The 22,457-nt window shown below is 65.7% G+C and carries 20 protein-coding genes and 1 other RNA gene; 13 read left to right on the forward strand and 8 right to left on the reverse strand.

Going from position 1 to position 22,457, the window contains the following annotated elements:
* The first annotated feature begins 219 nt into the window (after window positions 1-219).
* Entirely contained in the window at window positions 220-1,254 is a 1,035-nt protein-coding gene (locus tag BLR71_RS09115; protein ID WP_245696392.1) for a glycosyltransferase family 4 protein, read from the forward strand.
* A gap of 30 nt (window positions 1,255-1,284) precedes the next feature.
* Window positions 1,285-2,358: a glycosyl transferase family 90 gene (locus BLR71_RS09120; RefSeq protein ID WP_245696393.1), complete on the forward strand. Its 1,074-nt coding sequence runs from the start codon at window positions 1,285-1,287 to the stop codon at window positions 2,356-2,358.
* On the opposite strand, the gene BLR71_RS09125 is transcribed toward BLR71_RS09120, so the two are convergent.
* Window positions 2,334-2,975, reverse strand: coding sequence for a 3-deoxy-D-manno-octulosonic acid kinase (locus tag BLR71_RS09125; RefSeq protein WP_340147963.1), 642 nt, complete (start codon window positions 2,973-2,975; stop codon window positions 2,334-2,336). The two genes, BLR71_RS09120 and BLR71_RS09125, sit on opposite strands and share 25 nt — an antisense overlap.
* A 118-nt stretch (window positions 2,976-3,093) precedes the next feature.
* On the opposite strand from BLR71_RS09125, the gene BLR71_RS09130 reads away from it, so the two are divergent.
* From BLR71_RS09130 to waaA, 3 genes are read left to right on the forward strand one after another with little or no spacing between them, the layout of a single operon-like run.
* Window positions 3,094-4,167 (forward strand): glycosyltransferase family 9 protein, encoded by a 1,074-nt coding sequence (locus tag BLR71_RS09130; RefSeq protein WP_092525304.1) that lies wholly within the window; start codon window positions 3,094-3,096, stop codon window positions 4,165-4,167.
* Entirely contained in the window at window positions 4,157-5,587 is a 1,431-nt protein-coding gene (gene hldE / locus BLR71_RS09135) for a bifunctional D-glycero-beta-D-manno-heptose-7-phosphate kinase/D-glycero-beta-D-manno-heptose 1-phosphate adenylyltransferase HldE (RefSeq protein ID WP_092525306.1), read from the forward strand. The genes BLR71_RS09130 and hldE overlap by 11 nt, the downstream gene beginning before the upstream one ends.
* The gene (gene waaA / locus BLR71_RS09140; protein ID WP_092525308.1) at window positions 5,587-6,906 is read left to right on the forward strand and encodes a lipid IV(A) 3-deoxy-D-manno-octulosonic acid transferase; all 1,320 of its coding nucleotides are present in this window, start codon (window positions 5,587-5,589) and stop codon (window positions 6,904-6,906) included. Before hldE ends, waaA begins: the two co-directional genes overlap by 1 nt.
* 8 nt (window positions 6,907-6,914) lie before the next feature.
* On the opposite strand, the gene rpiA is transcribed toward waaA, so the two are convergent.
* Entirely contained in the window at window positions 6,915-7,595 is a 681-nt protein-coding gene (gene rpiA / locus BLR71_RS09145) for a ribose-5-phosphate isomerase RpiA (protein ID WP_092525437.1), read from the reverse strand.
* Window positions 7,596-7,801: 206 nt separating this feature from the next.
* Between rpiA and ilvA the strand changes: the two genes are divergently transcribed.
* Complete coding sequence (gene ilvA, locus BLR71_RS09150; protein WP_092525310.1) at window positions 7,802-9,316, forward strand: threonine ammonia-lyase, biosynthetic; 1,515 nt, start codon at window positions 7,802-7,804, stop codon at window positions 9,314-9,316.
* 638 nt (window positions 9,317-9,954) lie between these two features.
* On the opposite strand, the gene BLR71_RS09155 is transcribed toward ilvA, so the two are convergent.
* From BLR71_RS09155 to BLR71_RS09165, 3 genes are all read right to left on the reverse strand, one after another.
* Window positions 9,955-10,641, reverse strand: a complete 687-nt coding sequence (locus BLR71_RS09155) for a 5-formyltetrahydrofolate cyclo-ligase (RefSeq protein WP_092525312.1) — start codon at window positions 10,639-10,641, stop codon at window positions 9,955-9,957.
* A 32-nt stretch (window positions 10,642-10,673) separates the two neighbouring features.
* Window positions 10,674-10,858, reverse strand: a non-coding RNA gene (gene ssrS / locus BLR71_RS09160) — 6S RNA.
* Between the two features lie 45 nt (window positions 10,859-10,903).
* Window positions 10,904-11,203: a cell division protein ZapA gene (locus tag BLR71_RS09165; RefSeq protein WP_092525314.1), complete on the reverse strand. Its 300-nt coding sequence runs from the start codon at window positions 11,201-11,203 to the stop codon at window positions 10,904-10,906.
* Between the two features lie 141 nt (window positions 11,204-11,344).
* Between BLR71_RS09165 and BLR71_RS09170 the strand changes: the two genes are divergently transcribed.
* The 4 genes from BLR71_RS09170 to BLR71_RS09185 all read left to right on the forward strand — a co-directional run bounded on the left by BLR71_RS09170 (window position 11,345) and on the right by BLR71_RS09185 (window position 15,926).
* Window positions 11,345-11,920: a UPF0149 family protein gene (locus BLR71_RS09170; protein ID WP_092525316.1), complete on the forward strand. Its 576-nt coding sequence runs from the start codon at window positions 11,345-11,347 to the stop codon at window positions 11,918-11,920.
* 20 nt (window positions 11,921-11,940) lie between these two features.
* Window positions 11,941-13,278 (forward strand): Xaa-Pro aminopeptidase, encoded by a 1,338-nt coding sequence (gene pepP, locus BLR71_RS09175; protein ID WP_092525318.1) that lies wholly within the window; start codon window positions 11,941-11,943, stop codon window positions 13,276-13,278.
* 77 nt (window positions 13,279-13,355) lie between these two features.
* A complete protein-coding gene (gene ubiH / locus BLR71_RS09180; RefSeq protein ID WP_245696394.1) occupies window positions 13,356-14,600 on the forward strand; it encodes a 2-octaprenyl-6-methoxyphenyl hydroxylase in 1,245 nt (414 codons plus the stop codon).
* A gap of 75 nt (window positions 14,601-14,675) precedes the next feature.
* A complete protein-coding gene (locus BLR71_RS09185; RefSeq protein ID WP_092525320.1) occupies window positions 14,676-15,926 on the forward strand; it encodes a UbiH/UbiF/VisC/COQ6 family ubiquinone biosynthesis hydroxylase in 1,251 nt (416 codons plus the stop codon).
* 180 nt (window positions 15,927-16,106) lie between these two features.
* On the opposite strand, the gene BLR71_RS09190 is transcribed toward BLR71_RS09185, so the two are convergent.
* From BLR71_RS09190 to gpmI, 3 genes are all read right to left on the reverse strand, one after another.
* On the reverse strand, window positions 16,107-17,414 hold the full coding sequence (locus BLR71_RS09190) for a S41 family peptidase (RefSeq protein WP_092525322.1): 1,308 nt from the start codon (window positions 17,412-17,414) through the stop codon (window positions 16,107-16,109).
* Window positions 17,415-17,528: 114 nt separating this feature from the next.
* The gene (locus tag BLR71_RS09195; RefSeq protein WP_245696395.1) at window positions 17,529-18,806 is read right to left on the reverse strand and encodes a murein hydrolase activator EnvC family protein; all 1,278 of its coding nucleotides are present in this window, start codon (window positions 18,804-18,806) and stop codon (window positions 17,529-17,531) included.
* Complete coding sequence (gene gpmI, locus BLR71_RS09200; RefSeq protein WP_092525324.1) at window positions 18,803-20,374, reverse strand: 2,3-bisphosphoglycerate-independent phosphoglycerate mutase; 1,572 nt, start codon at window positions 20,372-20,374, stop codon at window positions 18,803-18,805. The genes BLR71_RS09195 and gpmI overlap by 4 nt, the downstream gene beginning before the upstream one ends.
* Window positions 20,375-20,615: 241 nt before the next feature.
* Between gpmI and BLR71_RS09205 the strand changes: the two genes are divergently transcribed.
* The 3 genes from BLR71_RS09205 to BLR71_RS09215 all read left to right on the forward strand — a co-directional run bounded on the left by BLR71_RS09205 (window position 20,616) and on the right by BLR71_RS09215 (window position 22,378).
* A complete protein-coding gene (locus BLR71_RS09205) occupies window positions 20,616-21,038 on the forward strand; it encodes a rhodanese-like domain-containing protein (protein WP_092525326.1) in 423 nt (140 codons plus the stop codon).
* A 62-nt stretch (window positions 21,039-21,100) separates the two neighbouring features.
* Complete coding sequence (secB, locus tag BLR71_RS09210; RefSeq protein ID WP_092525328.1) at window positions 21,101-21,610, forward strand: protein-export chaperone SecB; 510 nt, start codon at window positions 21,101-21,103, stop codon at window positions 21,608-21,610.
* Between the two features lie 27 nt (window positions 21,611-21,637).
* Window positions 21,638-22,378: a 16S rRNA (uracil(1498)-N(3))-methyltransferase gene (locus BLR71_RS09215; RefSeq protein ID WP_092525330.1), complete on the forward strand. Its 741-nt coding sequence runs from the start codon at window positions 21,638-21,640 to the stop codon at window positions 22,376-22,378.
* The last annotated feature ends 79 nt before the right edge of the window (window positions 22,379-22,457 follow it).

Below are 22,457 nucleotides of genomic sequence, written 5' to 3' on the forward strand. Positions count from 1 at the left end.
TTGGGCAAGTGCGGTGGGCATGGTGGCGTCGAATCAGGCCGTGAGCAATGCTCGGCACTGGGCGGGTACCGTAGCGTGCCTTAAGCCTCGTCGTGCAAAGGGGTATAGTACCTCGCTGTGGCCGGGGCGGGCCATTTGCCCGCGCCACCGCATGGCGTGAATCACTCCACGGCGTCCAGCCATCGCCCGAGTCAGCCTGTTTTTTAGTGGGAGCCATTGTTGAAGATCATCCATGTCAATCTGGCCAAGGGGTTCCGCGGCGGCGAGCGTCAGACCGAGCTGCTGATTCGTGCCCTGGCCGTTCGCCAAGACGCAAGGCAATGGCTCGCCTGCCGACGGGATTCGCCGCTGCGCGCCCGTCTCGCCGAGGTGTCCGGGCTTGCCTTCATCGATGCCGACCATCAGCTCTCGGGCCACGTCCAGGCGGGGCGCCTGGGTGCCGATGTCATACATGCCCACGATGCCAAGGCGGTGCACTGGGCGGGCCTGCACCACTGGCGGCATGGCGTTCCTTATCTGCTGACACGTCGGGTCGATGCGCTGGTCAAGGATAAATGCAGCAATCGCCTCTTCTATCGCAGCGCCGCTTGGCGAGTGGCGATCTCGTCGCTGATCAAGCGTCAGCTCGAGGCGCGTAACTGGGGCGAGGTGGCGCTGATTCCCAGCGCCCTGTCAGGACTCAAGGCCGATCCGGCGGGGGCCAAGGCCCTGCGGGCCGACTTCCCGGGCAAATATCTGGTCGGCCATGTTGGTGCCCTGGTCGATCGCCACAAGGGCCAGCGAGTGTTGATCGATGCCGCTCGCCGCCTCCAGCAGACCCGGCCCGACCTGCAGGTGCTGTTCTTCGGCCAGGGTGAGGATGCCAAAGTGTTAGAGGCCGCGGCGGCCGATCTTGGTAACGTTACCTTCATGGGGTTCAAGGACAATATCGGTGACTATCTGCCGGGGCTCGACCTCTTCGCGTTTCCTTCGCGCAACGAAGGCCTGGGGTCGGTGCTGCTGGATGTGATGGACGCCGGCGTGCCGATCGTGGCCTCGCAGGTCGGCGGCATTCCCGACATCGTCCGCGATGACGATACCGGGCTGCTGGTACCACCCGGCGATGCCGAGGCCCTGGCCGCCTCCATCGCCCGGCTGCATGATGACCCGGATCTGGCCCAGCGGCTGGCCGACGGGGCGAGCGCACAGCTTGATCGCTACACGCCCAAGGCCATGGCCGAGGCTTATTGGCGGCTCTATCGGGACATGGTATAGCAGGACTCGGCCACAGGGACGGTGGCGTTAATGAGACGACAAGATGCATGGAGGCCTTCAGACACTGGCGCAAGCGCTCTGCTGAGCGTGCTTGCCGGCAGCAATGGCGACGTGATGGTCCGGATAAAGACGCTACTGGCAAAGCTGCACAAGAACGCGCACAAGTTTCGTTTCTATGCCAGGCATGCGACGGGGCTGCTGGTGCCGGCTGCCATACAGAGACGACGCCTGGCAGGTCTCTTGGCCGAGCTTGAAGGCCTCGATGAGGCGACGCGGCAGGAGGTCGAGACGCGGGTCAATTATTATAACCGCTGCGACTCGCCCTTCGAGCCAGGTGCAAACGCCACGACGATTGGCGACTTCAGCCGCGACGGCAGCTGGGCCTACTACCTCGATCTGCTGCGCTACCTGCGTTTTTTTCCCCGCCGCCTGCGCTTTCGCCATCTCTTCGGCGATATTCGCGAAATACCCGCAAGCCCCACTTTCCTGAAGAGCCGGCCGGTGAGCGGCGACAATCAGCACTCGGTGCTGCTTAAGCTGAATTCCGTGCGCCATTACTACGTCGTTCCCGACCGCATGCCTTTCGAGGCCAAGAAGGACCTGCTGGTATGGCGCGGCGCCTGCCACCGGGCGCACCGCCAGGCGTTCGTCGAACGCTTCCACGACCATCCGCTATGCGATGTCGGCGATGTACGTCGTTGCGCGCGGGGGCAGCCCTATCACCGCCGCTTCATGAGTATCGGGGATCAGCTTCAGTACAAGTTCGTGTTAAGCATCGAAGGCAAGGATGTGGCGACCAATCTGAAGTGGGTGATGGCCTCGAATTCGCTGTGCTTCATGGCCGCGCCGCGCTTCGAGACCTGGTTCATGGAGGGGTTGCTGATTCCCGGTCACCACTATGTGCAGCTCGCCGACGACTATCGCGATCTCGAGGAAAAGATGGCCTACTATCGTGACCACCCCGATGAGGCCAGACGCATCATCGCCAACGCCAACGCGTTCGTGGCGCAGTTCGAGAACAAGCGGCGCGAGCGCCTGATTAGCCTGCTGGTGATAGACAAGTACTTCGCCCGCTCGGGTCAGACGTCGGTGTTGCCGTGGTAACCGGCGAGAATGGTGGGCAGTGCCGTCGCTGAGGCGAACTTTTCGAGCGAACGTTCGAGTCGTGCTAGGTTTCCCGCCTGCCAGCGACCGGGAGCCCGCAGGCGGCAGCGGTCTAGGTCGATCATGAATACCTCGCCTTGCGGGCCAACCAACAGGTTGCGGGCATTGAGGTCGACGTGGTCGAGGCCGGCGTCATGGAAGCGGCGGATGGTCGCGCCGACCCGCATGAGCAGCGCTGCGTCGGCGTTCGGCAGGCAGTCGGCCAGGGCACGGGCACCGGTCAGGCGCACGGTGATCAAGCCCGCCTGGTAGACGAGGCCACGGCGCCAGACGCCTGCTGCCACTGGGCGAGGCACGGGCAGCCCCTTGGCATGCAGCGCGGCGGTCAGGCGTAGCTCGCGGAAGGCGCGGGTTCCCTCAAGACCGGTCCACAGGTAGCTCGAGTCGTTGACGCGCGCGATCAGTCCGCCGCGCCGATAGGGCCGCAGCACCCACTGCTCGTCCGGCCGGTCAGGGGCCTCGAGGAACAGGCTCGCCCCCCGGCCGGGGGCCTCGCCGGTCACGGTGCCATGCGCGCGCCAATAGTCCGGACAGAACCAGCGTGGCTCCAGGGGCATAGGAGGCGCCAAATGAGCGGTGGCAGTCTCGCGTCCCGGTGCCGGTTTTCCCCCGTCACAAAAACGCTCCGCATCATATAGAATGAGAGCCCTGTCTTTCTGGAACGTTGCCAACTGCATGAAGCATCCTCTGCCCGTCCACCCCTCGCACCTGTGTGTGCTTAGGCTCTCGGCCCTGGGTGATGTCTGTAACCTGGTGCCGACCGTGCGTGCCCTTCAGCGCCAGTGGCCGGGCGTGCGTATTACCTGGATCGTCGGTAAGGCGGAGCACAGTTTACTGTCGGGCCTGTCCGGGGTCGAGTTCGTGGTCTACGACAAGTCGACCGGTTTGGCCGGCATGCGCGAGATATGGCGTGCGCTCAAGGACACGCGCTTCGATGCGCTGTTGCACATGCAGCAGTCGATACGTGCCAGCGTGCTGTCGCTGGGGCTGCGCTCCCAGGTGCGCATCGGCTATGACAAGGCCCGCGCCAAGGACTGGCAGCACTGGTTCACCCAGCATCAGCTGGCCCCTCATCCGCGCGCCCATGTGCTCGAGTCGTTCATGGACTTCGCCCGCGAACTCGGAGTCCAGGATTTGACCCCTGAATGGGGCCTGGCGATTCCCGATGAGGCCCGTCGCGAGGCGCGCCAGGTCAGCGGCGAGCAGGACTATGTGCTGATCAGCCCCTGCGCCAACCCGCGGCTGCGCAACTTCCGTAACTGGTCTGCCGAAGGCTATGCCGCAGTGATCGAGCACCTGTGGAGCCGCCATGGCCTCGCCACGGTGATGAGCGGCGGCGGTAGCACCCACGAGCGTGAGATGGGCGCCCGTATCCAGGCCTTGTGCTCCGAGGGTGCGGTGATCGACGCCATCGGCGGCACCTCGCTTAAAGGGTTACTGGCATTGATCGACGCGGCACGTGCCGTGGTCGCCCCGGACTCCGGTCCGGTGCATATGGCCAACGCCCTGAATACGCCCACCGTGGGGCTCTATGCCACCACCAACCCCGAGCGCGCCGCTCCCTATCGCTGGCGCGAGCATGTCGTCAATCGCTATCCCGAGGCCGTGCGCACCTATCTGCACAAGTCGCCTGACGAGATCGTCTGGGGCACCCGTGTACGCCACCCCGATGCCATGTCCTTGATCCATGCCGATGACGTGATCGCTCACCTCGACGCTCTACTCCTGGAGTCCCGCGATGAAGTTTGATCTGACTGCCCTCGAACAGGCCCGTCTGCTGGTGGTAGGCGATGTGATGCTCGATCGCTACTGGCACGGCGGCACCTCGCGGATCTCCCCGGAGGCGCCGGTCCCCGTGGTCAAGGTCAACGATGGCGAGGACCGACCCGGTGGGGCCGCCAACGTGGCGCTCAATATTGCCTCGCTGGGCGCCCATGCCGCCTTGGCGGGTCTGGTCGGCGACGATGAGAATGCCAGTCTGCTGACCCACCGGTTAGAAGATAGTGGAGTAAGCACTCACTTTCAGCGTAGCCCCGATATTCCAACGATTGCCAAGCTCAGGGTCATGAGCCGCAATCAGCAGCTGATCCGTCTGGATTTCGAACAGGCGCTGGACGAAGTGGATACTCAGGACCTGCATGACCGGGTGGCGGCGCAGCTTGGCGACGCCGATCTGGTGATCCTTTCCGATTACGGCAAGGGCACCCTGAATCGCGTCGAATCGCTGATCCAGATGGTGCGCGCTGCGGGCAAGCGCGTGCTGGTCGACCCCAAGGGCAGCGATTTCCGCCGCTATCGCGGGGCGAGCGTGGTCACCCCCAACCTGACCGAATTCGAGGCCGTGGCTGGCCCTTGTCGAACCGATGAGGAACTGGCCACCAAGGGCGAAGCACTGCGGGCCGAGCTCGACCTGGAGGCGCTGTTGATCACCCGTAGCGAGAAGGGCATGACCCTGATCCGGGCCGATCATGCGCCTCTGCATCTGCCCACTCGGGCCCGCGAGGTCTATGACGTCACCGGTGCCGGCGATACCGTGATCGGCGTGCTGGGGCTAGCGCTGGCCGCCGGGCACGGCTTCCCGGAATCCATGACGCTTGCCAACCTGGCCGCCGGACTGGTGGTGGCCAAACCCGGTACCGCGACCCTGTCGATCGCCGAGCTCTACACGGCCCTTCATGGCGACAAGCTGGCCGAGTTCGGCCTTATCGAGTCCGCGCCGCTGGTCGAGGCGGTGCGTGCCGCCCAGGCCCGTGGCGAGAAGGTAGTGATGACCAATGGCTGCTTCGACATCCTGCATGCCGGTCACGTGGCCTATCTGGAACAGGCCCGGCGGCTTGGTGATCGGCTGATCGTGGCGGTCAACGACGATGCGTCCATCGCCCGCCTCAAGGGACCGACCCGGCCGATCAATCCCCTGCAGCGGCGCATGCAGGTGCTCGCGGGGCTCGGTGCCGTGGACTGGGTGGTGCCCTTTAGCGAGGACACCCCGGCGTCGCTGATCGAGACGGTGCTGCCCGACGTGCTGGTCAAGGGCGGCGACTATCAGCCTGCCGATATTGCCGGTGGCGAGGCGGTAATCGCCAACGGCGGTGAAGTGCGGGTGCTCGACTTCGAAGACGGCGTCTCGACCACCGCGATGATCTCGACCATTCTCGACCGGGAACGCTGATGCTGGCCCGCTGGCCGCGCTGCCTCTATTCGGCGGCGCTCTATGCGCTTTCACCGCTGATCTGGCGGCGAGTCTGGCGTGAGCAGGTACCTACCAACCCTCGGCGTGAGCGCCTCGGGTTGATTCCCCGCCGCTCTGCGGGCACCTCGGCGCAGCGTCACCGCAAGCGTCCCGTGACCTGGCTGCACTGTGCGTCAGTGGGCGAGGTGCTGGCGGCGCGCCCGTTGATCGAGGCCCTGGCCGCTGCGCGCCCCGGGCACCAGTTGGTGGTCACCACCATGACGGCGACCGGTGCCGACCGGGTTCGAGCCCTGGCCGACACCCTCAATGGCAAAGGCGCTGGTGCGATAGTGAGTCATCACTTCGTGCCGCTGGACTTCCCCGGCGCCGCGCGGCGCTTCGTCGCCCGGCTCGCCCCGCTGCAGGCGATCTTCTTCGAGACCGAGCTCTGGCCCAACCTGCTGGCCGCCTGCCAGCGGCGAGGCGTGCCGGTGGCGGTGGTCAATGGCCGCCTGTCGCCCCGCGCCTTCGCGCGTTACCTGAAGATTCGCCCCTTGATGGCGGATGCACTGGGGCATGTCGACTGGCTGGCCGCCAAGTCCGATGAGGATGCCGAGCGCTACCGGTTGCTGGGCATGGCCGATGACTGCACTAGCGTAGTGGGCTCGCTGAAATTCGATATCAGCGCTTCCGATGAGGACGTTGCCGATAGTGATCGCTTGCATACTTGGCTCGGCGAGCGGCCGATCTGGGTCGCCGGCTCGACGCACCCGGGCGAGGATGAGCCGCTTCTCGCCGCCCATCGTCGCCTGCGCGAGACCCACGGCGATGCGCTGCTGATCCTGGTCCCCCGTCACCCTCAGCGCTTCGATGACGTGGCCGCGCTATGTAAAGCCCAGGGCATGCGCTTAGCGCGGCGATCAAAAAATGAGCGCCCCGATTACGACACCAGCGTCTATCTCGCCGATACCATGGGTGAACTCGCGACCTGCTATGGGGCGGCGGATGTCGCCTTCGTGGGCGGCAGCCTGGTTCCCATCGGCGGGCACAACCTGCTCGAACCCGCGGTTCGGGGCGTACCGGTGATGACCGGCCCGTCGCTTGAGAATTTCAGCGATGTCGCCGCGCCTCTGCGTGAGGCCGGCGCCCTCACTGAAGTCGCCGATGCCGAGGCGCTTTCGGAAGCCTTGGAAGCCTTGCTCGATGACCCACCGGCTCGAGCGCGGCTTGGCGAGGCGGGCCGGCAGGTGGTGGCGACCCGCCGGGGCGCGCTCTCACGCACCCTGGAAGGCCTGGAAAGGATGCTAGAGGCGAAGTAGGCGCTCGCTTACGCTGGAGCTTTTTCGAAGCGCTCCACGCCCTGGGGGCCGCCCAGCAGCAGCACATCGGCACCGCGAGCGGCGAACAGGCCGTTGGTGACCACGCCAACGATGGCGTTGATGCGGGCCTCCATGGCTACCGGGTCCTCGATCATGAACTCGTAGCAATCGAGGATCTGGTTGCCGTTATCGGTCACCACGCCTTCACGATAGACCGGCGTGGCACCGAGCTTGACGAGCTCTCTGGCCACGTAGGAGCGGGCCATGGGGATGACTTCCACCGGCAGCGGGAAGTCGCCCAGCACGTCTACCCGCTTCGAGGCATCGGCGATACAGACGAAGCGCTGGGCGCAGGCGGCCACGATCTTTTCCCGAGTCAGGGCCGCCCCGCCCCCCTTGATCATTTCAAGGCGCGGGTTGATCTCGTCGGCGCCGTCCACATACACCGGCACCGTACCGGCAAAATTCATCTCGACCACGTCGATACCGTGGGATTTCAGGCGCTTGGCGGTCGCTTCGGAGCTTGCCACGGCGGCCTTGAAGTCGTCGCGCAGGGCGGCCAGGCGGTCGATGAAACGGTCGGCGGTAGAGCCGGTGCCAACGCCGATGATCACTTCGCTGCCGAGCAGCGGGCGAATTTCCTCGATAGCGGCGGCGGCTACCGCCTCCTTCAGTTCGTCTTGGGTCATGAGAGCTCGCTTGGGGTTGTCGGAGTTGGGATAGGCGCAAGAAGCGCCGCGATTATAGGCCAGTTCCGCGGCCGTGTTGATGGTCCCCTGTCCCGTCATCAAAGGCGCTGGACGCCACGGCGGCGGGTCTGCTACCAATAGATGTTTTGTCACGCACGCGTTGGTCGCATGGCTTTGGGCCATGCCGACGCCCTTGGGATATCAGGATGCTCGAAGAAACCGTCAAGAAGATACTTACCGCCCGAGTCTACGAAGCGGCACGAGAAACGCCGATTTCAGCGGCCACCATCCTTTCCAAGCGTCTGAACAACCAGATTCTGATCAAGCGTGAAGACCTTCAGCCGGTCTACTCCTTCAAGATTCGCGGCGCCTACAACAAGATGGCCCAGTTGACCGAAGAGCAGAAGGCCAAGGGCGTGATCGCCGCCTCGGCGGGCAACCATGCCCAGGGGCTGGCGCTGGCGGCCAAGCTGATGGGCGTCAAGGCGGTCATCGTGATGCCGCGCATTACGCCGGAAATCAAGGTACAGGCGGTGCGCGCCCGGGGCGCCAAGGTCATCCTCAAGGGCGACGCCTTTGCCGCCGCCGCCGCCCATGCCCAGGAATTGATCGCCCAGCACGGCTATACCTACATTCCGCCCTTCGACGATATCGACGTGGTCGCGGGTCAGGGCACCATCGGAGTGGAAATCCTCCGCCAGCACAGCGGTCGCCTGGATGCGGTCTTCGTGCCGGTGGGCGGCGGCGGCCTGATCGCCGGCGTGGCGGCCTACATCAAGTACCTGCGCCCCGAGGTCAAGGTCATCGGGGTCGAATCCGAAGACAGCGCCAGCTTCAAGGCCGCTTTGGAGGCCGGCGAGCGAGTGGTGCTGGACCAGGTTGGCGTCTTTGCCGAAGGCGTTGCGGTGGCCCAGGCCGGTGAAGTGCCCTTCGCCATCGCCAAGGATCTGATCGATGAAATCATCACCGTCAACGCCGATGAGATGTGTGCCGCGGTCAAGGATATCTTCGAGGACACTCGCGCGGTCGCCGAGACTTCCGGCGCCCTGTCGCTTGCCGGCCTCAAGAAGTACATCCAGCGTGAAGACGCCGAAGGCGAAACGCTGCTGTGCATCAACTCCGGCGCCAATACCAACTTCGATCGTCTGCAGCATATCGCCGAGCGCACCGAGCTTGGCGAGCAGCGCGAGGCCATTCTGGCGGTGACCATCCCCGAGCGCCCGGGTAGCTTCAAGCGCTTCTGCAAGGCCATCGGCAAGCGCATGGTCTCCGAGTTCAACTACCGCTACGCCGATCCCGACGCCGCCCATATCTTCGTCGGCGTACAGGTCAAGCCGGGCGGCGAGGATCGCCAGGCGGTGATCGACAAGCTGCGCGATGAGGGCTATCCGGTGGTCGATCTTACCGACGACGAGATGGCCAAGCTGCACATTCGTCACCTGGGGGGCGGTCGACCCAAGGAGCATTTCGAAGAGGAGGTGTATCGCTTCGAGTTCCCGGAGCGTCCCGGGGCCTTGATGAACTTCCTGACGCACCTGCCGGCCGATTGGAACATTTCGCTGTTTCACTACCGCAACCATGGCGCCGCCTATGGTCGAGTGCTGGTCGGCATGCAGATGCCTAGTGACGATCGCTCGCACGTCGAGGAATATTTCGACGCCATTGGCTATCGGTACTGGAAGGAAACCCATAACCCGGCCTATAGACTCTTCATGGCCTGATGATTCGTGGTCGTAACAGTAGGTAAGTGTTGACTAACGGCTAGCCATAGATATGGCAGGCGTTTTATCATGTGCTCAGGCTATTGGGGCAATTGTCATTCTTTAGACTTAGCCCTATAGTCTCAAGCGTCGTTAGTCAGACGACACTTTCATCTTTTGTTACGACATCACGGAGTTGGCAATGAAACGCAAGCCCGATCTGGTCATGGCGCTGGTGCTGATCTTCGGTCTCGGAGTGGTCGCCACCGGTTACGCTCAGGCCCTGGTCGGCAACTGATACTTCGCTGAGCCAGCGGTGGCGTGATAGGCGCCACCGTCCGGCTTTCATCGCAAGGTTCTTCCGATCTTCCCAGGCCTTTGGGGCCCGTCAGACAAGGCGTATTTGCCGAGGTTTATTGGATAGAGCCCTTGAAAAAGGCTCTTGCATCAGGCGCTTACGACCAACGCCACGCCATGTCGACTGTGAATGCCCCCTGCCCCGCACGCGTGCACGATACGTCGTTAACAGCGGGTCAGATAAAAGACCGGCCGTTGCCTAATAGGCAGCGGCCGGTCTTTTTTGTGGCCTGAACGTTGTGGCTTCAGCCTAGCGATGAGGCTGACACCGGTACGGGAGAACGCTTTGCGGTGGCGGTAACCTATCGCTTCCGGGAGCGCAGCACGCGGGCGTCGCTGACGATGGCGTCCAGCGGCACGTCCCAGCTCGCCACCGGCAGCATCGGTACGCGCTGGCAATCATGCGCCAGGCCGACCAGCCGAGGGCGTGGGCCGCGCTGGCGGGTGAAGGCGAAGCTTCTATCGTAGAAGCCGCCCCCCATGCCCAGGCGCTGCCCTTGCTCATCGAAGCCAACCAGCGGCATCAGCACCAGCTGCAGCGCCCAGGCAGGCAGGCGATGGGCCCGGTGGGCGCCGTGCTGGGTGTCGGGCTCGCTGATGCCGAAGCGATTAGTCACCATCGGCGTGCCGGAGTGATAGCGCACGAACCAGAGTCGGTTATGGGTCAGCGGTGCCAGGACCGGCAGGTAGACGTCCGCCCCACGGCGCTCGAGCCAGGCGATCAGTGGGCGGGGATCGATCTCGCCGTCGTTGGGCAAGTAGAGTGCCACGCGCTTGGCGAGACGACACTCTGGCAGCCCCCGCAGGCGGTGGCACAGAGCCTTGGCGGCCTGGCGTTGTTGTCTGGGAGTGAGTGCGCGACGACGACGGCGCAGGGTCCGACGCAGCTCTCGGCGTTGCGTGGGCGTATCGGCGACCGGGTCGGGTAGTGTCTCGACGTGATGGGTATCACGCGGGAGGATGGTGTCAGTCAGGGGCGCATGAGGCATGGCGTGCGAGCTCACGGCGGGCGGCGGAAAAGAGGTTCCCCAGAATGCCGCTGTCGTTCTGGCCCTTGAACCCATTGGTTCAAGGTGGGTGGCCGCAGACAGACCGTCAGGCTTTCCGTCGCGCGGACATGCACACGGGTCTGTCTAGCATTTGGCCCCCTGGGTAATGCGCATAGGCTCGAGGGACTATAACGACTGGCGTACATTCCAGGGAACGTCCTCATCCTACCAGAGCGGGGCTAAGCGCCAAAGCGCAGATTGCTCAATCGACCTTGCCCGCATCCAGCGCACGCTCGAGACGCTCGTTGAGGCGGTTGAGGTTTTCCTCGTCGGCCTTGCGTTCATCGATGAGCTGCAGGAGTTCATTGGTGATGTTCAGCGCCGCCATGATGGCGGTCTTCTCGGTTCCTAGTACCTTGGACTGGGAGTGGATGCCGTGCATGGCGCGATCCAGATAACGGGCGGCGCGGTCGAGCTGGTCCTGCTCGTCCGGCGGGCAGGCGATGACGTAGCTGCGGCCCAAGAGAGTGATGTCGGCAGTGCGACGGGCGTCGTCGGTCATCGGTGGGCTCCAGACCGGGCCAGCGACGGGCCCGATGCGTTACTATGAAAGATATCGATTCACTATAAGAGAGCCGCTCACGAGCGGTCAACGCAAGCCATGTTAGCCGGCCGCCATGCCGGCCCGATCCAAGAGTGTTACATGTCCCTAATCAACGATCGCCTCGACTTTTCCACCGTCGCCGATGTCTTCCTGATGCACGGCAGCATGCAGTCCCCGGCCTTCCAGGATGGTCGGCTGGCGGGCGCCCTGGCGCTCCACGACCTGACCGCCGAGGCCTGGCTCGACGAGCTGTGCGCGACCTTCGGCATCGAGCAGCCTCGGGATCAAGAGAGCGCCGAGGTGCTGCTGGGCTGGCGCCGCCAGGCCCTGGATGCCCTGTCCGCCGCCGAGCTCAACTACGAGCCGCTGCTGCCCGATGACCTCTTCTCCCTGGCCGAGCGCGCCCAGGGCCTGCAAGAGTGGACACTGGGCTTCCTAGAGCTGGTGCAGGCCGTCGACACCGAGACCCGCAACGCCTGGACGGCCAATCTGCGCGAAGCGCTGGACGATCTGCAGGCGCTGGCGACCATCGAGGTCGACCTGGACGATAGCAGCGAGAACGAGAATGACCTCTTCGCGCTGACCGAACATGCCCGCATGGCGGCCATGCTGCTCTACACCGAGCAACATCCCGGCCAGCCGCAGGTCGAAGAGGCTGACGCCCCCAAACAGTGAACCCCGCCTCAGGAGTCGAGATGTCACCCGAACTGCTTCCCCGCCCGGCCGCCATCGGCCGGGACGAGTATCGCCAGCGCTGCCAGACCCTGATGGCCGCCCTCCCCTCGCAGAGTGCCGTGCTGCTGCCTGCCGCCAGCCTGACGACGCGCAGCAACGATAGCGACTATCCCTTTCGTCAGCGCAGCGATTTCCACTACCTGACCGGTTTCCCCGAGCCGGATGCCCTGCTGCTGCTGTTGCCTGGGCGCGAGGCCGGCGAGAGCGTGCTGTTCTGCCAGGAGCGCAATCCGGCCATCGAGGCCTGGACCGGCATTCGTCTGGGCATCGAGGGGGCGCTGGCCCACTTTGCCATCGACGAGGCCTTCGAGAATCCGGTGCGGGTCGAGCATCTCGCCGAGCTGATCGACGGTCGCGAAACGCTCTATCTGCTGCTCGATGACGCCGAGAGCCTGGCGCTGGCCGATGAGGTGCGCAGCGAGCTCAAGGGGCGCGCCCGGCGCGGTGCCGTCGCCCCGCAGGCGTTGGCCGACCTAGCGCCGCTGTTGCACGAGCAGAGACTGGTCAAGAGCGAGGCCGAACTCGCCCTTCTGCGCCACGCCGGCGACGTTTCGGCCAAGGCCCATGTGCGCGCCATGCGCACCGCCCGCCCGGGGCTCAACGAGTATCATCTGCAGGCCGAGCTCGAGCATGAGTTCCTCTGGCAGGGCGCCCAGGGCCCGGCCTACGACAGCATCGTGGGTGGCGGTGCCAACGCTTGCGTGCTGCACTACATTGAGAACCGCGCTCCGCTCGAAGACGGTGAGCTGGTGCTGATCGATGCCGGCGCCGAGTTCGATCTCTATGCCGGCGACATCACCCGCACCTTCCCCGTCAGTGGCCGCTTCTCGAGCGCTCAGCGCCAGCTTTATGACATCGTGCTGGCCGCCCAGGAGCGCGCCATCGAGGCGGTGACGCCCGGCGCCACCTTGGCGGCCATCCACCAGGGCGTGGTGCGGGACCTGTCTCGCGGGCTGTTGGAACTTGGCCTGCTCGACGGTGACCTGGAGGCGGTGATCAGCGAAGAGCGCTACAAGCGCTTTTATCTGCATTCCACCTCTCACTGGCTGGGCCTGGATGTGCACGACGTGGGCAGCTATCGCCGCGACGGCGAGCCACGGCCGCTGGTCCCGGGCATGGTGCTGACGGTGGAGCCCGGCCTCTACATTCCCGACGACGAGGACATTCCCGCGCCCTTCCGCGGCATCGGCATCCGCATCGAGGACGATGTGGCGGTGACCGCCGAGGGTCACGAGGTGCTGACCGACGGCGTGCCCAAGCGGGTTGCTGATATCGAAGCCCTGATGGCCAAGGAATGATCAACGCGAACGGCCGATGAGATTGCCTTACGTAATTTACGTAATGGCGTGATTTTCTTTACGTTGAGCGACAGCCAATGCAAGAGCGCATGACCCCAGACGCCCGTAATACGCAGGATAGACCATGCCGGCGGGTCGATATCGCCATCGTCGGCGGCGGCTTGGTGGGGGCTAGCCTAGCCTGTGCCCTGGCGCCCCTGATCGAGCGGTCGGGGCTCAAGGTGGCGGTGATCGAGGCCAGCCCGCTTCCCGACCCCGACGAGACGGCCTATCAGCCAAGCTTCGATGCCCGGGCCAGCGCCATCGCCCAGGGCTCTCGAGATCGCTTCGAAGCGCTGGGACTGTGGACGGCGATGGCCGAGGAGGCCGAGCCGATCCGCCGCATTCATGTCAGCGAGCGCGGGCGACTGGGGGCTACCCGGCTGAATGCCGAGGAGTTCGGCGTCGAGGCGCTGGGCTATGTGCTGCCCAATGCCTGGATGGGGCGGGTGCTGCATCAACGGCTCGGCGAGCTGTCGCTGGATTGGCACTGTCCGGCACGGGTGATGTCGATCAGCCCTCAGGAGGGCGGCCATCTGCTCGAACTGGACGACGGCAGCCGGCTCGAGGCGGACCTGACGGTGTTGGCCGATGGCGGTCGCTCTGGGCTCAAGGAGCGGCTCGGCATCGAGAGCCGCCACGAGGCCTATGACCAGGTGGCGGTGATCGCCAATCTGGAGGTCAGCCGGTCCCACGACGGCGTGGCCTTCGAGCGCTTTACCCCCGAAGGCCCTGTGGCGTTGCTGCCGCTGTCGGGCCAGCGCATGGAACTGGTCTGGACGCACCAGGGCGGCGCCGAGGCTAAGACGCTGGCCGCCAGCGACGGCGACTTCCTGGCACACCTGCAGCAGGCCTTCGGCGATCGGGCCGGCCACTTTCGCCGGGTCGGCAAGCGTCACGCCTACCCGCTGTCATTGATCACGGCCACCGAGCAGGTGCGACCGGGGTTGGCGGTGCTTGGCAACGCCGCTCATGCCCTGCACCCGGTGGCCGGCCAGGGCTTCAATCTGGCGCTGCGTGGCGTGATGGATCTGGTCGCCGCCATCGAGGCGGGACTGGAGGACGGCCGCGCGCCGGGCGATATGGCGACCCTGCAGGCCTTCGAGGCGCAGCGCGCCGCCGACCGTCACAGCGTCACCCGCTTCAGCGATGGCCTGATTCGGCTCTTTGGCGTTGATCATCCGCTGCTCTCTCATGCCCGGGCCGCGGGGCTTGTTGGCCTCAACCTGGCGGGACCGCTGCGTCGGGCCCTGGGGCGTCGGGCCATGGGTCGGGAGCGCTGAGACGGCAGTGAACGCCCGTGCAAGGCCATCGGGGCGGGCCCTCAGTTCTGGGGATAGGAAACAAGGGAGAACGAGATGCAGGAACAGCAAGGCACAGCGGATGAGGTGATCATTGTCGGCGCCGGCATGGTGGGTGCGACCCTGGCGATACTGCTGGGCCAGGCCGGCGTGGCGGTGCGACTGCTCGATGCGCGGCCGGCCAGCCTGCCCGATGAGGCGGCCGGTCGCGGGCGGCCTAGCCTCAGGGTCAGCGCCCTGACGCCAGTATCTCAGCGGCTGCTGGAAGGTCTCGGCGTCTGGTCGACGATGGCCGAGCGCCGCCTGTCGCCCTACACCGCGATGCAGGTGTGGGACGCCGAAGGCAGCGGTGAGATTCGCTTCCACGCCGATCAAGCCGGCGTGCCGGTTCTTGGCCATATCGTCGAGAACGACGTCACCCAGGCGGCCCTGGAGGCGCGTCTCTCCGCCTTGCCCAACGTACAGTGCGAGGCCGAGGCGCGGGTGATCGCGCTCGAGGAAACCCTGCAGGGCCATCCACCGAGGCGTGAGTTGGTCTTGGAAGACGGCCGCCGGCTCAGCGCCCCGCTGGTGGTGGCGGCCGACGGTGCCCGCTCGCCGCTTCGCGAACGGGCGGGCATCGAGACGGTGTCCCGGGAGACGGGGCATGTCGCCGTGGTCACCACCGTGCGCCTTGGCCGTTCGCATGGCGGCGTGGCGCGCCAGGCATTTCTCCCCACGGGCCCTCTGGCCTTCCTGCCGCTGTGCGTCGAAGGGCGCAATGATCACTGCTCGATCGTCTGGTCGACCAGCCCCGACGAAGCGAGCCGGCTGACGCGGCTCTCGTCTGAGGCGCTGGGCGAGGAACTGGCGGCGGCCATCGACCATCGGCTGGGCGAGGTCACGCCGGTCGACCGTGCGATCAGCGTGGCGCTGACCCAGCGCCACGCGCGTGACTATGTCCTGCCGGGGCTGGCGCTGGTCGGCGATGCCGCCCACAGCATCCATCCGCTGGCCGGCCAGGGGGTCAACCTGGGGCTGATGGACGTGGCCGTGCTGGCAGAGGAGCTGCTGGCGGCCCGTGAGCGAGGCGCGGCGATGGGCGACGAGCGCATTCTGTCACGCTATGTCCGGCGTCGGCGCGGTGACAACGCCAGCATGCTGATGTTGATGGACGGCTTCCGGCTGTTGTTCGGGACCCGTCAGCCGGCGCTGACCCTGGCGCGCAACCTGGGGCTTTCTGGCGTCGACCGGCTGACACCCCTCAAGCGGGTGATGATGCGCCAGGCCATCGGCGAGCGCGGCCGCCTGCCCGCCAGCTGCCGCTGATGCATCGGGTGCGGATCGACCGCCCGTAGGCAGCGTGCCCCAGACAGCGTGTCCCGGACAATCCGCACGCGTCGAGGAACAAAAAAGGGCGCACCGACTGATCGTCGATGCGCCCTTTTGATTGAGGAAGCGCTTTTAAGGAAGGCGCTGTGCGGCGCTGTCCGGACCTGTGCGGGTCGTTTAGCGCTCGGCCCGGGGCCCCAGCACGTTGAGTGCCTTGAGCAGGTTCAGCGCCTCACTGAGCTGATAGTCGTCGCGTACCTTGGGCGACGTCTCGGCCGCGGCAGCACTATCGCCGTTGCCCTTGAGGTGACCTGACAGCTCGGACTCGCGCAACTGCTGGGCGTAGCCGTCAGCCACTTCCAGGCGTCCGCGCACCACCTGCACGTCTGGGGTAATGCCCAGCGCCTGGATCGAGCGGCCGTTGGGCGTGTAGTAGAGCGCGGTGGTCAGCTTCAGGCCGTCGTCGTTGCCCAGCGGCATGATCTGCTGCACCGAGCCCTTACCGAAGCTTTCCGTGCCCATGATCACCGCGCGGCGCTGATCCTGCAGGGCGCCGGCGACGATCTCCGAGGCCGAGGCGCTGCCGCCGTTGATCAGCACCACCATCGGTACCTCGGGGGCGGTGGTCTCTGAGTGCGCGGAGAAACTCATCTGGCTGTCTTCCAGGCGCCCCTCGGTGTAGACGATCAGGCCCTGGTCGACGAAGGCGTCGACGACCTCGACTGCCGCCTGCAGGACGCCACCGGGGTTATTGCGTAGATCCAGCACCAGACCTTCGAGGTTGCCCTGTTGCCGCATGTCGGCCAGGGCGTCGTTGACCTGCTCGCCGGTGCTGCTCTGGAACTGGCTGATACGCAGATAGCCATAGCCGGGCGTCAGCACCTCGTGCTTGACGCTCTCGGTGCGAATCACCTGACGGGTGAGCGTCAGATCGCGGGGCATGTTTTCCCCCTGGCGCAGAATGGTGATGCGAATATCGCTGCCCGGCTCGCCGCGCATCAGCTCTACCGCTTCCTGCAGCGACAGGCCGTCGGTGGCGGTGTCATCGATACGCAGGATGGCGTCCTGGGACTGCAGGCCGGCGCGGGCCGCAGGGGTGTCGTCGATGGGCGAGATGACCATCAGCTGACCGTCACGCATGCCGACCTCGATGCCGATGCCACCAAACTCGCCTTCGGTGGTTTCCTTGAGGCTCTGGAATTCCTGCGGGTCGAGATAGGTCGAATGGGGGTCCAGCTCGCTGAGCATGCCGCGCATGGCGTTATGCAACAGGGTGCTGTCATCGACCTCGTCGACGTAGGCGCGCTTGATGCGCTCGAAGACCTCGGCGAAGGTCTGGACGTCGGCGACCGGCAGGTCGTCATCCGAGGTCTGGGGCTGTGCCTGAACGGAAACGGGCAGCGTCAGCAGGGCGGCGAATAGCCAGGCCGTGAGCCGGGACGAGAACAGCCGGGTCGAAAATGAGAGAGGGGCCTTGACGCGCATTCGGTCTCCGTCGCGGAACTGGGGGCAAGTGCCCAGCATAGCGTTACAGCGGGGCAGGAATCCATTGCTAGAGGTGCCTCTTTTATGCTGCCTGGGAGGCTGGCATCGAGGCGCCTAGCGTCGGGCGATCCAGGTCGAGGGGTCGATCGGCTCGCCGTTGCGGCGTACCGCAAAGTAGAGCGCCGGCACGCTGCGGCCGCCGCTCACGCCCACGGCGGCGATGGTCTGGCCCGCGGTCACGGCATCGCCGGGGGAAACCGTGAAGTGCTGCAGATGGGCATGCAGCGTCATCACGCCGTCGCCATGATCGATGATCAATAGGTTACCAAAGCCGCGCATCCAGTCGGCAAACACCACCCGCCCGGCATGCACCGCCTTGACCGGGCTGCCCGACGCGGCCTTGATCAGCAGGCCATCGCGATCCACCCCCTCGCCGGCCCCGAAGCGCGACAGCACTTGGCCCTGAGTCGGCCAGGGCAGATCGCCACGGGTCGATTCGATCGCCGTGGTGGGGGGCGGACGCTTGAGCGCGGCGAGCCGGTCGCGAACCTGGCCCAAGACCTGCTCGGCATTTTCCCGCTCTTCCTCGAGACGCGCCTGACGCGTGCGACCACGGCTGATATCGGCATCGAGCTCGCTGAGCAAGGCTTCACGTTCGCTGCGCCGCGAGGCCAGCGCCTGGCTGCGTGCCTCGACTTCCTCGCGCACCTTGCCCAACTGACCGAGCTGGGTCGTCAGGGTCTGACGGTTGTCGGCAAGCTTGGTATTCAGCGTCGCGAGCTCGTCCAGGCGAGCCTGGCGAGCGCGTGACAGGTGATTGAGATAGGTCTGCAGGCGGTCCAGCCTCGCCGGGTCGTCCTGGTTGAGCAGCAGCTTAAGCTCGGGAGTGACGCCGAGGCGATAGAGGGCGTCGAGCTGCTTGGCGAGTGCCGCCTCCTGGGCGCGGCGCTCACCTTCAAGAATATCCCGCCGATCCTCGAGATCGGCGATGTCATCGTTCAGCGAGCGCCGCTCGGCCTGGAGCTCGTCCAGCCGGCGGTGGGTGGCGGCGAGCGCCGTCTCCACCTCGGCAAGTGATTCGGCGGCATCGTCGCGGGCTTCGCGGCGTCCGGAAAGCTCGCGCTCCAGGGCCTGAATATCCTTGGCCAGAGCGTCCACACGGGCCTTGGCCGCCTCCTCGTCGGGGGCGGCCAGGGCGGGTGTCACCAGATCAATGACCGGGATGGCGCTCGGGGCATGCGTCAGGGCACAGCCCATCAGCAGCACTGCCCCGGCCCGGGGCAGCGCCGCTAGGGCGCCTACCAGCCGAGCCGCGAGATGCCGCTTCGCCGCGCCGGTCGGCAGGCGACGAGTGCTGGCTGACGAAGCGGCTTTGAGGTGCGGCGAGGTCACGACAGCTCTGTGAGTACCTGGCCGGTCATTTCCTCGGGGACAGCCTCGCCCATCATGGTCAGCAGGCTCGGGGCCAGATCACAGAGGCGTCCATCATCGCGCAGCTTGGCCTGCCGCTGGGTGACCCAGATCAGCGGTACCTCGCAGGTGGTGTGAGCGGTCTGTGGCGCACCGGTTTCCGGGTTGACCATCTGCTCGGCGTTGCCGTGGTCGGCGGTGATCAGACATTCGCCACCGACGCGCTCCAGGGCCTCTACCACGCGGCCGACACAGGCATCCACGGCCTCGATGGCCTTGACCGCGGCATCGAACTTGCCGGTATGGCCGACCATGTCGCCGTTGGCATAGTTGCATACGATCAGGTCGTAGCTGCCGCCGTCGATGGCCTCGACCAGCTTGTCGGTGACCTCGACGGCGCTCATCTCGGGCTTCTCGTCGTAGGTCTTGACGTCCTGCGGCGACGGAATCAGCTCGCGGGTCTCGCCGCTGTAAGGCTCCTCGCGACCGCCGGAGAAGAAAAAGGTCACGTGGGCATACTTCTCGGTTTCGGCGATGCGCAGCTGCTTCATATCGCGCTTGGCGATGACCTCACCCAGGGTGTTGGTCAGCTCAGCAGGCGGGAAGGCGGCCGGTGCCGGAATGTCGGCGGCATACTGGGTCAGCATCACCAGGCCGTCGCCGGCAAGCGCGGGACGCGCCTGGCGGGTGAAACCGGAGAAGTCGTCTTCGGCGAAGGCCCGCGTCAGTTCCCGGGCCCGGTCGGCGCGGAAGTTCATGAAGATCGCCGCATCGCCGTCGGCCATCGTCACTGGCTCACCCTGGGGGCGGATGCTGGTGGCGGCGACGAATTCGTCGGTCTCGCCGCGATCATAGGCGGCGGCCAGGCCTTCGGCGGCACTGGCGGCGACATGCTCGCCCACGCCTTCGGTGGCCACTCGGTAGGCCTTCTCGACGCGGTCCCAGCGGTTGTCGCGGTCCATGGCGTAGTAGCGGCCGACCAGCGAGGCGATGAAACCGTTGCCCTCACCCACCAGCTCGGCGAGCTTGGCGTCGGCGCGCTCGATGGAGGCCTTGGCGCTTTGCGGCGCGGTATCGCGGCCGTCGAGGAAGGCATGCAGATAGATCTGCTTGGCGCCACGCGCGGCGGCCAGTTCGGCCACGGCCAGGATGTGATCCTCGTGGCTGTGCACGCCGCCGGGGGACAGCAGCCCCAGTAGATGCACGGCGCGACCCGCCGCGACGGCGGCATCGATCGGCGCGGTCAGGGTGGCGTTGTCCTTGAGGGTGTCGTCCTCGATGGCCTTGGTGATGCGGGTGAAGTCCTGATAGACGACGCGACCGGCCCCCAGGTTCATGTGGCCGACCTCGGAGTTGCCCATCTGGCCTTCGGGTAGGCCGACATATTTGCCATCGGTATGAATCAGGCTATGCGGATAGTCCCTGGCCAGGCGGTCCATCACTGGCGTATTGGCGGCGGCGATGGCGTTGGATTCCAGCGAATCGCTGTGGCCATAGCCATCGAGAATGATCAGGGCCACCGGGCGCGGGCGGGAGTTGGCATCGGACATGAAAAGGCCTCGTTGGTAAACGTCGGAGAGTCCCCGGCCGGCGGTGTAGGCTCGGGGTCGCGACTCACGGCTCCTTGGGGCATCATATCCTAGGGTGGTACACAACGTCAGCCGCCCGGGTGCCAGACGCGCCAGGATGCCTTGTGTATACTGGGCGCCGCCCCGGCGGCGGGGCATCCTGTGTTTCTCAACACCCGCGATTATCAACACCAGTGATTCCCAACGAGAGTGTCCCGGACCCATGATCGATCAGTTGTTCGAATTCGTGCAGAACCATGCGCTGCTGGCTGGCGCCTTCGTGATCGTGCTGGCGGCCTGGATCGCCTACGAAACCATGCAGAGTGGTCGTAGCGGCGTCGACGCCAGCGAAGCCACCCAGCTGATCAATCGCGAAGAGGCAGTGGTTCTCGATATCCGCGATGCCAAGGACTTCAAGGCAGGCCACCTGGCCGGTGCCCGCAATATTCCCCAGAGCAAACTCGACAATCGCCTCAATGAACTCGACAAGGTCAAGGACAAGCCGGTGATTGTGGTCTGCAAGCAGGGCCAGGCCTCCGGAACGGTGCTTGCCAAGCTTCAGAAGGCTGGCTTCACTCGGGCGTTCAAGCTCAAGGGCGGCATGGCCCAGTGGCAGGCCGACGGCCTGCCGATGGTGCGCAAGTAAACCGCTGCGTACCGTCTCTCATCCCTCTATAACCATCACGCACGCTTTAAGGAACAAAAGCCATGGCGGAAGACAACAACCAAACCACCGGTGGTGCCGCAGGTGCCGCCTCCGGCGAGCAGCAGAACCAGCCGCAGTTTTCCCTGCAGCGTATCTACGTCAAGGATATCTCCTTCGAGTCGCCGAACTCGCCGGCGGTGTTCCAGCAGCCGTTCAAGCCCAAGGTCGGCCTCGATCTGAACACCACCAGCAGCCAGGTCGGCGAGGGCCTCTATGAGGTCGTGATCAAGGTCACCGCCCAGGTCTCCCACAGCGAGACCGGCAACACCTCCTTCCTGGCGGAAATCGAGCAGGCCGGCCTGTTCCGCATCGCCAACATCGAAGGCGAGCAGCTCGAGCACACCCTGGGTGCCTTCTGCCCCAACCTGCTGTTCCCCTATGCCCGCGAGTGCATCGACAACCTGGTCAACCGTGGCGGTTTCCCGCCGCTGATGCTGGCGCCGGTCAACTTCGAAGCCATGTACGCCCAGAAGAAGCAGCGCGAAGCTCAGGCCAGCGAGACGACTCAGTAAGATGACGCCGATCGTGGGAGAGCGGCCGTGAGCGGCCCGCGCATCCATGTCGCCGCCGACCTTCAGGCCGGTGGCGAACTCGTTCTGCCCGAGGGCCCTGCGCGTCATGTGGCGCTGGTGCTGCGCCTCAAGGAAGGCGCGGCGCTGACGCTGTTTGACGGCGCGGGTCACGAGGCCGCCGCCGTGCTGGTCGAGGTCACTCGCAAGCGGGTGGTGGCGCACCTGGAGTCGGTGACCCCCGGGCGCGGCGAATCGCCCCTCGGGGTGCACCTGGGCCAGGCGATCTCCAAGGGCGATCGCATGGACTACGCTATTCAGAAGGCGGTGGAGCTCGGGGTGGCGGCGATCACGCCGCTCTACACCGAGCATGGCGACGTGCGCCTCAAGGGTGATCGCGCCGCCAAGAAGCTGGCTCACTGGCAGGCGGTGGCCGCCAGCGCCTGCGAGCAGTGCGGCCGTGCCACCCTGCCGCCGGTGCATGCGCCGATGGCCCTGACCGACTGGCTCGCCGAACGCGGCGAGCCGCTGCGCCTGGTGCTGCACCCGGCGACGCAAGGCGTCTTCGCGGCGGGTGGCCAGTCGTCAGCGCCCGAGACGGCAGCCCTGCTGATCGGCCCCGAGGGCGGGCTCTCGCCTCGCGAGGTCGATCGAGCCCTGGCGGACGGCTTCACGCCGCTGACCCTGGGGCCGCGCATCCTGCGCACCGAGACTGCCCCCGTGGTGGCGCTTGCGCTGCTGCAGCACCACTTCGGCGATCTGTCGCCCTAGCGGCGTGACTCCGCGCTACCTCCCGGTGCTGCCGCTGCGTTCCGCCAGCGCCGTTCGCCTCACCATTGCCCCTCATCGT

Origin of the sequence: Onishia taeanensis (assembly GCF_900100755.1) — a bacterium.
Classification (GTDB): Bacteria; Pseudomonadota; Gammaproteobacteria; order Pseudomonadales; family Halomonadaceae; genus Onishia; species Onishia taeanensis.

Bases quoted from the DNA above. Each gene is read 5' to 3' on its own strand.
- BLR71_RS09125 (WP_340147963.1), bottom strand. From the start codon at position 2,975: ATGCCCCTGGAGCCACGCTGGTTCTGTCCGGACTATTGGCGCGCGCAT.
- BLR71_RS09170 (WP_092525316.1), top strand. From the start codon at position 11,345: ATGTCCCTAATCAACGATCGCCTCGACTTTTCCACCGTCGCCGATGTC.
- ilvA (WP_092525310.1), top strand. From the start codon at position 7,802: ATGCTCGAAGAAACCGTCAAGAAGATACTTACCGCCCGAGTCTACGAA.
- hldE (WP_092525306.1), top strand. From the start codon at position 4,157: ATGAAGTTTGATCTGACTGCCCTCGAACAGGCCCGTCTGCTGGTGGTA.
- BLR71_RS09130 (WP_092525304.1), top strand. From the start codon at position 3,094: ATGAAGCATCCTCTGCCCGTCCACCCCTCGCACCTGTGTGTGCTTAGG.
- waaA (WP_092525308.1), top strand. From the start codon at position 5,587: ATGCTGGCCCGCTGGCCGCGCTGCCTCTATTCGGCGGCGCTCTATGCG.
- BLR71_RS09165 (WP_092525314.1), bottom strand. From the start codon at position 11,203: ATGACCGACGACGCCCGTCGCACTGCCGACATCACTCTCTTGGGCCGC.
- pepP (WP_092525318.1), top strand. From the start codon at position 11,941: ATGTCACCCGAACTGCTTCCCCGCCCGGCCGCCATCGGCCGGGACGAG.
- ubiH (WP_245696394.1), top strand. From the start codon at position 13,356: ATGCAAGAGCGCATGACCCCAGACGCCCGTAATACGCAGGATAGACCA.
- BLR71_RS09190 (WP_092525322.1), bottom strand. From the start codon at position 17,414: ATGCGCGTCAAGGCCCCTCTCTCATTTTCGACCCGGCTGTTCTCGTCC.
- BLR71_RS09185 (WP_092525320.1), top strand. From the start codon at position 14,676: ATGCAGGAACAGCAAGGCACAGCGGATGAGGTGATCATTGTCGGCGCC.
- BLR71_RS09120 (WP_245696393.1), top strand. From the start codon at position 1,285: ATGAGACGACAAGATGCATGGAGGCCTTCAGACACTGGCGCAAGCGCT.
- secB (WP_092525328.1), top strand. From the start codon at position 21,101: ATGGCGGAAGACAACAACCAAACCACCGGTGGTGCCGCAGGTGCCGCC.
- BLR71_RS09155 (WP_092525312.1), bottom strand. From the start codon at position 10,641: ATGCCTCATGCGCCCCTGACTGACACCATCCTCCCGCGTGATACCCAT.
- BLR71_RS09205 (WP_092525326.1), top strand. From the start codon at position 20,616: ATGATCGATCAGTTGTTCGAATTCGTGCAGAACCATGCGCTGCTGGCT.
- rpiA (WP_092525437.1), bottom strand. From the start codon at position 7,595: ATGACCCAAGACGAACTGAAGGAGGCGGTAGCCGCCGCCGCTATCGAG.
- gpmI (WP_092525324.1), bottom strand. From the start codon at position 20,374: ATGTCCGATGCCAACTCCCGCCCGCGCCCGGTGGCCCTGATCATTCTC.